This window comes from Candidatus Methylomirabilota bacterium, from assembly GCA_036005065.1.
In the GTDB taxonomy this organism is placed as follows: domain Bacteria; phylum Methylomirabilota; class Methylomirabilia; order Rokubacteriales; family DASRDR01; genus DASYQW01.
This window is the reverse complement of the sequence record DASYQW010000270.1, coordinates 1-9,609: the sequence shown is the minus strand read 5'-3', so window position 1 is coordinate 9,609 and position 9,609 is coordinate 1. Positions and strand designations below refer to the sequence as shown.

At 72.0% G+C, this 9,609-nt stretch carries 9 protein-coding genes; 7 read left to right on the top strand and 2 right to left on the bottom strand.

What is annotated here, in order from left to right; translation table 11 throughout:
* Positions 1-299: 299 nt before the first annotated feature.
* Positions 300-1,046 (bottom strand): 3-oxoacyl-[acyl-carrier-protein] reductase, encoded by a 747-nt coding sequence (gene fabG, locus VGW35_18770; GenBank protein ID HEV8309711.1) that lies wholly within the window; start codon positions 1,044-1,046, stop codon positions 300-302.
* 148 nt (positions 1,047-1,194) lie between these two features.
* Here fabG and VGW35_18765 point away from each other — a divergent pair, with 148 nt between their 5' ends.
* On the top strand, positions 1,195-1,683 hold the full coding sequence (locus VGW35_18765; protein HEV8309710.1) for a polyhydroxyalkanoate synthesis regulator DNA-binding domain-containing protein: 489 nt from the start codon (positions 1,195-1,197) through the stop codon (positions 1,681-1,683).
* Positions 1,684-1,743: 60 nt separating this feature from the next.
* Here the strand turns inward: VGW35_18765 and VGW35_18760 are convergent, their stop codons facing one another.
* Positions 1,744-2,211 (bottom strand): hypothetical protein, encoded by a 468-nt coding sequence (locus tag VGW35_18760; GenBank protein ID HEV8309709.1) that lies wholly within the window; start codon positions 2,209-2,211, stop codon positions 1,744-1,746.
* Between the two features lie 212 nt (positions 2,212-2,423).
* Between VGW35_18760 and VGW35_18755 the strand changes: the two genes are divergently transcribed.
* From VGW35_18755 to VGW35_18730, 6 genes are all read left to right on the top strand, one after another.
* Complete coding sequence (locus VGW35_18755) at positions 2,424-4,229, top strand: long-chain fatty acid--CoA ligase (protein HEV8309708.1); 1,806 nt, start codon at positions 2,424-2,426, stop codon at positions 4,227-4,229.
* 126 nt (positions 4,230-4,355) lie between these two features.
* Positions 4,356-5,123, top strand: a complete 768-nt coding sequence (locus VGW35_18750; GenBank protein HEV8309707.1) for a glucose 1-dehydrogenase — start codon at positions 4,356-4,358, stop codon at positions 5,121-5,123.
* A gap of 174 nt (positions 5,124-5,297) precedes the next feature.
* The gene (locus tag VGW35_18745; protein ID HEV8309706.1) at positions 5,298-6,311 is read left to right on the top strand and encodes an alcohol dehydrogenase catalytic domain-containing protein; all 1,014 of its coding nucleotides are present in this window, start codon (positions 5,298-5,300) and stop codon (positions 6,309-6,311) included.
* Positions 6,311-6,610 (top strand): ATP-dependent Clp protease adaptor ClpS, encoded by a 300-nt coding sequence (locus tag VGW35_18740; protein HEV8309705.1) that lies wholly within the window; start codon positions 6,311-6,313, stop codon positions 6,608-6,610. Before VGW35_18745 ends, VGW35_18740 begins: the two co-directional genes overlap by 1 nt.
* Before the next feature lie 140 nt (positions 6,611-6,750).
* Positions 6,751-8,409, top strand: a complete 1,659-nt coding sequence (locus tag VGW35_18735) for a DUF1800 domain-containing protein (protein ID HEV8309704.1) — start codon at positions 6,751-6,753, stop codon at positions 8,407-8,409.
* 8 nt (positions 8,410-8,417) lie between these two features.
* Positions 8,418-9,609 (top strand): DUF1501 domain-containing protein (locus VGW35_18730; GenBank protein HEV8309703.1); only part of this gene is annotated, 1,192 nt, incomplete at its 3' end.

The window sequence follows — 9,609 nt, the reverse complement described above, 5'->3', positions numbered from 1 at the left end:
CCCGGCGCCTGGGCGATGGCCTACGCGCCGGCCACGCTGGCGATGCAGGCCATGTCGTTCTGGGCGACCAGCGGGCTGACCTTCGCCGCCGAGCTCCTCAAGCTCTGGGAGGCCCGCCCGGCTGCCCGCAGCTGAGACCCGGGCCGAGCGATCCCGGCCCCCTCGCGGCCCGGCGGGAGTGACCGCGCTCCGCCGATTACCTAAGCGCTTACGGTTGGTGGTCCACTCCGAGCGGCGGCTTCGCCGCCGCCACGACGGGGGGGCATCGGGGGGGTCTTCCGAGACCCCCCCGAAATGATCTAGCGCATCAGGATCCCGCCGTTCATGGAGAGCTCTTCTCCCGTGATGTAGTCCCCGTCGGAGGAGACGAGATAGATCACCGCCCGCGCCACCTCGTCGGCGGTCCCGAAGCGCCGCAGCGGGATCTGGTCGAGCAGGCGCTGCTTGACCTTGTCGGGGATGGCGTCGACCATCTCGGTCGCGATGAAGCCGGGCGCTACCGCGTTGACGGTGATGCCCTTGCCCGCCAGCTCCTTGGCCAGCGACTTGGTCATGGCGGTGACGCCGGCCTTGGAGGCCGCGTAATTGGCCTGCCCGAAGTTCCCGATCTGCCCGATGACCGACGTGATGTTCACGATCCGCCCGTAGTTGCGCTTGATCATGGAATCGACGAAGACCTTGGTGCAGTTGAAGACGCCGTCCAGGTTGATGGCGAGGACTTTCCGCCACGAGGCGTGATCCATCTTCACGAACGTCTTGTCACTGCTGATGCCGGCGTTGTTGACGAGGATGTCGACGTGCCCGAGCATCCCCAGGACTTCCTGCGCCATCCGAAAGGTGTCGGGGAAATCGCTCACGTCGGCCCGGACGGCGAGCGCGCGGCGGCCCAGCTTCTCGACCTCGCGGACGACCTCCAGGGCCGGCGCCTCGCTCGCCAGGTAGTTGACGGCCACATCGGCGCCTTCCCGGGCGAGCTCCAGGGCGATGGCCCGCCCGATCCCCCGCGACCCCCCGGTGATCACGGCTTTCCGGCCTTCGAGCTTCATAGAGCGCTCCTTCCTTGCCTCGGCAGATGCTCCCTGATAGCACGGCCCTCGCCTTCGTTCAATGGGGCCGAGCCCTGCCGGGCGCCGCCGCTTTGCGGCGATGACGCGGAGTGTTAGACTGAAGCCCCCCGAAGGGTGGGGCGCCCCCATGGATGAGCCGGTCCTCATCAAACGCTACGCCAACCGCAAGCTCTATGACCAGAGCCGCAGTCGCTATGTGACGCTGGAGGAGCTGGAGGAGCTCATCCGGCAGGGTCACGAGATTCGGGTCGTCGACGCGGTGTCGGGCGAGGATCTGACCACCCTCACCCTGGCCCAGATCATCCTCGAGAACGCGCGCGGGCGCCGCTCGTCGCTGCCGCCCTCGTTCCTCCACCAGCTCATCAAGCATGGCGAGACCTGGCAGGAGTTCGTCCAGCAGTCGCTTCAGGCGAGCCTGAGCGGGATCGTCGCCAGCCAGCGGGAGGCGGAGCGCGTGCTGCGCGACTGGGGAAGCCGGGCGGGCTGGTGGCCGGCGGCAGGCGGATCCGCGCCGGCCGCCGAGCCCCGGCCCGGCGGTGAGCTGGAGGAGCTGCGCGCCGAGGTCGCGGCGCTCAAGGCGAAGCTCCGTGAGCTCGAGTCGCGTCTGGAACGATGACGGGTGGAAAGAGGAGAGGGCCGGGTGGGCCCGGCCCTCTCGGTGACGGTGGCCGGCCGCTCAGTTCCGGCCGTAGAGCTCCTTCATGCGGCTCACGTAGGAGGTGAGAGCGTCCTGGATCCCCTTGCCGGTGTGCTCGGCCGAGACCTGAAGCCGCTCGGCGCTGCGCGTGACCACCTGGGCGTTCGCCTCGATGAGCCGGAACGCCCTCTGGGTGCCCTCGACGGCCGTGAGCAGCCCCTTCTGATACCAGCTGAACGGATCGCGCTGCCACTCCTCGACCGTCGGGAACTGGGCCGGGGCGTTGGGCTGGGCCGTCCGCACCGCGTCCACCGCCGCCGACTGGAGCTCGGCGTAGGCTCGCATGCTCTCCTTGGTGGTCGTCACCGACAGGTCCACGAGCTCCTGGAGGACGCGCTGGTTCGTCTGCGCGAAGGCCGAGAAGGCCTCCATGGCCTTGGCCTGCATCTCCGTGAACAGCTCGGGCCCCACCGGGGTCTGCTCCGTCGTCTGGGACTTGGGCGCCATGACTGTGCTCCTTCTGCCGCGGGCCGGCTGCGGGCCGCGCCGCGATCGTGTGTTGGGGGATCGACTGGGAGACCGGCTCGTTCCCATGTCTAGGGTGAAGATAACACGCTGCGTCATAGCCGGTCAAGCACTTTTCACGCAGTGCGTTATCCAGTGAATGAGCTAAGATAATCTCTTAAAAGACAGCTTGTTGGATGGCGGAAGGAGCGACGATGGCTGAAGACAACCTGGCGCAGATGTTCTGGCAGCGGGTGGCGCGCGGCGGAGACCGCCCGGCCCAGCTGATGAGGATCGGTGGCCGCTGGACGGAGGTGTCCTGGCGCGCTCTCGGGGACGAGGTTCGCGAGCTGGCCCTCGGCCTGATCGCGCTCGGACGCCAGCGGGGGGACGCCGTCGCGCTCCTCGCTCAGAGCCGGGCCGAGTGGGTGCGGGCCGACTTCGCCATCTTCTCGGCAGGGTGCGTCACGATCCCGATTTACCCGAGTTACCCGCCCGAGGGGATCGTCTACATCGTCAACGACTCGGCCGCCAAGACGCTCTTCGTCGAGGACGCCGGCCAGCTCGCCAAGGCCCTCCAGGTGGCCAAAGAGATGCCGGGGCTCGACTCGATCGTCCTGATCGACGGGACGCCGCCGGCCACCACGCCGGCCCGGGCGCCGCGGGTCCTGGACTGGGGCAGCCTGCGGGCGCTCGGCCGCCAGGGGCGCGCGCAGCACGAGGGGGAGCTTGCCGAGCGGATCGCCGCCAGAAAGTCCCAGGACGTGGCCACCATCGTCTACACGTCGGGCACGACCGGGCACCCCAAGGGGGTCGTCCAGACCCACGGCAACCACCTGGCGGCTCTCCGCGCGGCGTCCGCGATCGTGGAGCTGCCGGAGGGGGCCGTGCACCTCCTCTTTCTCCCGCTCGCCCACTCCTTCGCGCGCCACGAGGCGTTCATCGGGATCCACCGGGGCTTCGTCACGGCGTTCGCCGAGAGCCTGGAGAAGCTCTCCGAGAACCTCAAGGACGTGCGGCCCCACTTCATCTGTAGCGTGCCCCGCGTCTTCGAGAAGGTGTATGCCAAGGTGCGCGCCGGCGTGGACGCGGGATCGCCGGCCAAGAGGAAGATCTTCCACTGGGCCCTCGGCGTCGGGCGCCAGGTGAGCCAGCACGCGCGGGAGGGCCGCCCCTTGCCCGTCGGGCTGCGGCTCCAGCAGGCCCTCGCCCACAAGCTCGTCTTCTCGAAGCTCCACCAGGCGCTCGGCGGGCGCCTCGAGTTCTGCGTCTCGGGCGGGGCGCCGCTCTCCCGCGAGATCGCCGAGTTCTTCCACGCGGTGGGGATCCTCATCCTCGAAGGCTACGGGCTGACGGAGACCTGCCCGATCCTCTCCGCGAATCGCCGGCAGCGCTTCAAGTTCGGGACGGTGGGTCAGGCGTTTCCGGGGGTCGAGCTCAAGATCGCCGAGGACGGCGAGATCGTCGCCCGCGGGGCGAACATCGCCATCGGGTACTACCGGAAGCCCGAGGAGACCGCCGAGGTGTTCAAGCCCGACGGCTGGTTCCACACGGGCGACATCGGCCAGCTCGACGCCGAGGGCTTCCTCACGATCACGGACCGGAAGAAGGACCTGATCAAGACGGCGGGTGGCAGCTACATCGCGCCGCAGCACATCGAGAACCTGCTCAAGGGCGACCCCTTCGTGAGTCAGGCCATGGTCCACGGCGACCGCCGGCCGTACCCGGTCGCGCTGCTCACGCTGAACCCGGATGAGCTCGGCAAGTTCGCTCGCGCCGCCGGGCTCGGGGACAAGCCGGTGGCCGAGCTGGTGCGCCATCCGACCGTCACCGAGCGGGTGGGCCGGATCGTGGATGCGGTCAACGAGAAGCTCGCCACCTACTCCCGGCTCAAGCGCTTCGCCGTGCTGCCGGGCGACTTCACGCAGGAGGGCGGCGAGCTGACGCCGACACTCAAGGTGAAGCGAAAGGTCGTCTCGGCCAACTACGCCGACGTCATCGAATCCCTCTATCCGAGCTGAGGACCGAAAGCCCCTGAAGGAATCGATGCAGGACGTAGCCGTGCGGGGACAACGGGACGCAGCGGGTTGCTGGTGGGGGGGTTTGGGGGGGAGCGGCAGCAGGCGCTCCCGCCCCAAGCTGAACTGATGTCGGTGTTCGAGCAGCTCAGGCTCGACGGCCGGGTGGCCGTCGTCACCGGGGCGAGCCGCGGGCTCGGCCGGGCCATGGCGGTGGCTCTCGCCGAGGCCGGCGCCGACCTGGCGCTGCTCGCCCGCTCGAAGGGAGACCTGGAGGAGTCGGCGGCCGTCGTGGCGACCCTCGGCCGGGCGGCCCGGGTGGTCCCCGTGGACATCACGGCTCCCGCCGCGGTCGAGCGCGCGGTGACCGACGTCCTCGAGGCGTTCGGGCGCATCGACGTCCTCGTCAACAACTCGGGCATCGCCATCGTGAAGCCGCTCGTCGAGACCCCGCCCGAGGAGTGGCGCGCCGTGGTCGACACCAACCTGACCGGCATCTTCACGCTCTGCCGGGCGGTGGGGCCGTCGATGATCGCCCGGAAGTCGGGCAAGGTCATCAACATCGCCTCGGTGCTCGGCGTCCAGGGCCTGTCCGGCTATACCGCGTACAGCGCCTCCAAGGGCGGCGTCATCATGCTGACCCGGGCGCTGGCCGTCGAGTGGGCCCGGTTCAACATCCAGGTGAACGCCATCGCCCCCGGCTGGTTCGTGACGCCCATGAACGCCCCGGCCTTCGCCGACGAGAAGATCCGCGAGCGCCTCCTGCGGGACGTGCCGGCTCGCCGGGTCGGCAAGCCCGAGGAGCTGGGGCCGCTCGTCGTGTACCTCGCCTCCGCCGCCTCCGACTTCATGACCGGCGAGGTGATCTTTGTGGACGGGGGCCAGACCGCCGCGTGAGGCGCCCGGGGCGATGCCCGTCGCCGCGGGTCGTCCTCGGTCGTCGGCGGCCCTCAACGTATGCGGCATACGCCTCGGGCCGCCTCCTCCCTGCGTCCTACCGCGGCTCGGGCCTGGCCCCGGGCGCGGAGACCGCCGCGTGATGGGCCGGCGGGTGGCGCGGGTGATCGCGTGATGCGGGCGGCGGTCCTCCGGGGCCCCCGCGCGCTTCACGTCGAGCGCGTCGAGCCGCCGGCCCCCGGCCCCGGCGAGGTGCTGGTGCGGGTGGCGGCGGCCGGGATCTGCGGGACCGACTGGCGGATCTTCACCGGCGAGCGGCCGGTGCAATACCCGCTCACGCCGGGCCACGAGTTCGTCGGTCAGGTGGCGGTCGTGGGCTCCGGAGTCGGTCGCGTGAAGACCGGCGACACCGTGGCTGTCGAGCCGAACTGGGGCTGTCGGGACTGCGACCTCTGTCGAGAGGGCCGCGGGAACCTGTGCCTCGCGCGGACCGCCGTCGGCATCGATCGGGCCGGTGGATTCGCGGAGCTCTGCCTCCTCCCCGAGCGCGCGTGCTGGCCGGCGCCGGCCGGGCTTCCAGCCGAGCGGCTGCTCTTGACGGAGCCGCTCGCCGTCGTCGTGCGCGCCGTCGGCCGGGGCGCGCCGCACGCGGGGGAGACGGCCGCGGTGGTCGGTGCCGGCACGCTCGGGCTGCTGGCCCTTCAGCTGCTGCGCGGGCGGGGCTGCCGCGTCCTGGTGGTGAGCCGCACCGACCGCCGCCTCGGGCTCGCCCGGGCCCTGGGTGCCGAGGCGACGCTGGCCCTCGATGCGGGCGACCCGGCCGAGGCGGCCCGGGCCCTGTCCGGGCGCGACGGCGTCGATCTCGTCGTCGAGACGGCGGGGACGGCGGCGGCCATCGAGCTGGCGCTGGGGCGGGTCGGCTTCGTGCGACCCGGAGGCCGCGTGGTCCTGACCGGGCTCCCGCACGATCCCGCCAGCGTGGCCTTCTTCTGGGTCGTCCGCCGGGAGCTCGACGTACGGGGGTCCATGATCTATCAGCAGGAGTTCGGCGAGGCGCTCGCGCTCCTGGCCCGGGGCGCCGTCGAGGTGACCCCCCTCCTCACGCACCGGTTCGCCCTCGAGGCGGTCGAGGAGGCGCTCCTGACCCACCGGCAGCCGGAGGCGATCAAGGTCGCCGTGTTTCCGTGATGAGCCGGCTGAGCCAGACCCGGACGCGGCCGGTCGTCGACGAGGAGGTCGATCAGACGACGGCTCTGCCGCCCCCGTGGATCACCTTTCTCTGGAACTGCGACTGCCACACCTTCGAGCAAGTGGCCAACCAGCTCGTGAAGGCGATCGGCTGCTCGCACGACGACGGCATGGCGATCGCCTGGCGCGTGCACACCGAGGGCAAGGCGGCGGTCCGGGTCGGCCCCCGGCCCGAGTGCGAGCGCGTCGCCCGGATCCTTGCCGAGATCGGGCTGCAGGTCTCGGTCGCCGAGGCCTGAATCCTCGGAGGGGTGCCGGAACGCCCCTCCGAATCCTCCCCAAGGATCGTTGCGGCGGCAAAAGCCGCCGGACGGAACCGAACATCCGGCCGGGCGGCGCGTCTAACGCGACAGAGCGCGCTGTGCGCGAGGAGGCGCCGATGGGTCGGCTGGCCGAATCGGGAATCGTCCGGCTCGTGCTGGTCCTGGCCGTCGTCGCCGCGGGGTGCGCGGCCCCGGCGGTGGGGCCTCGGGCGCGTCCCGACCACGCCGTCTCTGGACCCGCGCCGCCGGGGGTCTCGCATCCTCCCGCGCCCGGCGCGCTCGCCCCCCTTCCGCCCACGACCCTCGACGAGACGCAGCAGGCCCTCCACGTCCTGAACCGCCTCGGCTACGGTCCCCGGCCCGGTGACGTGGAGGCGGTTCGCCGGCGGGGGATCGGCGCGTGGATCGACGCCCAGCTCGCTCCCGAGCGTCTCGACGACCGGGCCCTGGAAGACCGGCTCGCCCGGCTGGCGGTTCCCGGCATGACACCGGGCGCCCTCATGGAGGCGTACCCCCTGCCGCGGCAGGCCACGCGCCAGGGAATCGAGATGCGGCCCGAGCAGAGCCCGCGGGCGATGATCGGCCAGCTTCAGCAGGCACGCCTCCTCCGGGCCGCCTACAGTGAGCGACAGCTCGTCGAGGTCATGGTCGACTTCTGGTTCAACCACTTCAACGTGTTCGCGGGGAAGGGGCCCGTGCGCTACTACCTCCCCGACTACGAGCGCCAGGCGATCCGGCCTCACGCGCTCGGCCGGTTCCGGGACCTCCTGGGGGCGGTGGCGCACCACCCGGCCATGCTCTTCTACCTGGACGCCTGGCTCTCGACGGCGTCCGAGGCCCGGCTCGGCGACCGCCGCGCGGGGCTGAACGAGAACTACGCGCGAGAGCTCCTCGAGCTCCACACCCTGGGCGTCGAGGGCGGTTACACGCAGGCGGACGTCGTGGCCGTGGCGCGGGCCTTCACCGGCTGGACGATCGACCACCCGCGTCCCGGCCATCCGCGGTCGGGCGGCGGCTTCGTCTTCGACCCGCGCGCCCACGATCGCGAGGCGAAGGTGATCCTCGGACAGGCGTTCCCGCCGGGTGGGGGGCGCGAGGAAGGGGAGCGGGTGCTCGACCTGGTCGCCCGCCACCCCTCGACGGCGCGGTTCATCGCGACGAAGCTCGCCCGGCGGCTCGTGGCGGACGACCCGCCGCCGGCGCTCGTCGAGCAGGCGGCGGCGGTGTTCCGGGAGACCGACGGCGACATCCGGGCAGTGGTGCGACGCATCGTCCGCTCACCCGAGTTCTTCGCCTCGACGGCCTACCGGGCGAAGGTCAAGACGCCGCTCGAGTTCACGGTGAGCGCGCTGCGGGCGCTCGGCGCCGACACCGACGCCGGCCCGTCCGTCGAGCGAACGCTCCTCGCCATGGGCCAGCCCCTCTACGGGGCGCAGCCGCCGACCGGGTACGCCGATCGGGCCGAGGCGTGGGCGAACCCCGGCGGGCTCCTGGCCCGACTGAACTTCGCGCAGGCGCTGGCGGCGAACCGCCTCCCGGGGACGTCCGCCGACCTCGCGCGAATCGTGACGACGGCCGATCCGCCGCTCGTGGCCGACTCCCTGATCGGGCTCCTGCTGGGTGGGGACCTCTCGACCGAGAGCCGGGCCGTGATCCAGGAGGCGCTGGCCCAGCCCGCCGTCCTCCGGGCGACCCTCGATGACCCGGTGGCCGCGCCCGACATCGCGAAGATCGTGGCGCTGGTGCTGGGCTCTCCCGAATTCCAGCGCCGATAGAGCCCGCCATGCTGACCCGGCGCGCGTTCGTGAAACAGGGCGGGATCGCCCTGGTCTCGATGGGACTGGCCCCCCGGTTCCTCATCCGCACGGCCCGGGCCGCGCCGGGCGGCACCCGGCCGCGCGTCCTGGTCGCGATCTTCCAGCGGGGCGCGGCCGACGCCCTGAACATCGTGGTCCCGCACGGCGACCCCGCCTACGCCCGGCTGCGCCCCAGAATCGGGATCCCGCCGCCGGCGCGTGGAGCCGAGGAGCGGGCGCTCGACCTCGACGGCGCCTTCGGGCTCCATCCGAGCCTGGCGCCCCTCGTCCCGCTGTGGGCGCGCCGGGAGCTCGCCTGTGTCCACGCGGTGGGCTCTCCGGACGCCACCCGCTCCCACTTCGACGCCCAGGACTTCATGGAGGCCGGCACCCCGGGCGTCAAGTCGACGCCGGACGGATGGCTCAACCGCTGCCTCCAGCACGCCAGCCCGCGCGAGGAGGCGTCCGTCTTCCGCGGGGTGGCCCTCAGCCCGCTCCTGCCGCGGGCCCTCCAGGGTCCGGCGACCGCCCTGGCGCTCCCCTCGATCGACGGCTTCGAGCTCCGCGGCTCGCCCGGGGACGTCCAGCGCGGCTTCGAGTCGCTCTACCGCGACGCGGTGCGGGATTTCCTCGGCGGCACGGGTCAGTCGGCCTTCGAGGCCGTCAAGCGGCTTCGGGCCGCCCGGCCGACCTCGCGGCCGCCCGAGCACGGCGCGGTCTATCCCAGGGGCCGGTTCGCCGACACGCTCCGCCAGACCGCCCAGCTCATCAAGGCGGACCTGGGGCTCGAGGTCGCCTTCGTGGAGGTCGGCGGCTGGGATCACCACGTCGCCGAGGGAGGCGTGCGCGGTCCCCTCGCCAACCTGCTCGGCGAGTTCGGGCTGGCGCTCGCCGCCTTCTGGCAGGACCTCGGGGAGCGGCGAGGCGACGTCGTCGTCCTCACCATGACCGAGTTCGGGCGGACGGCGCGGGAGAACGGGAACGGGGGGACCGACCACGGCCACGCGACGGTGATGTTCGTCCTCGGGGGACCCGTCCGCGGGGGACGCGTCTACGGGCGCTGGCCCGGGCTCCGGCCCGAGCAGCTCCACGAGGGACGCGACCTCGCGCTGACCACCGACTTCCGCGACCTCTTCGGGGAGGTCGCCGTCCGCCACCTCGGCCTGCCGTGGACCGCGC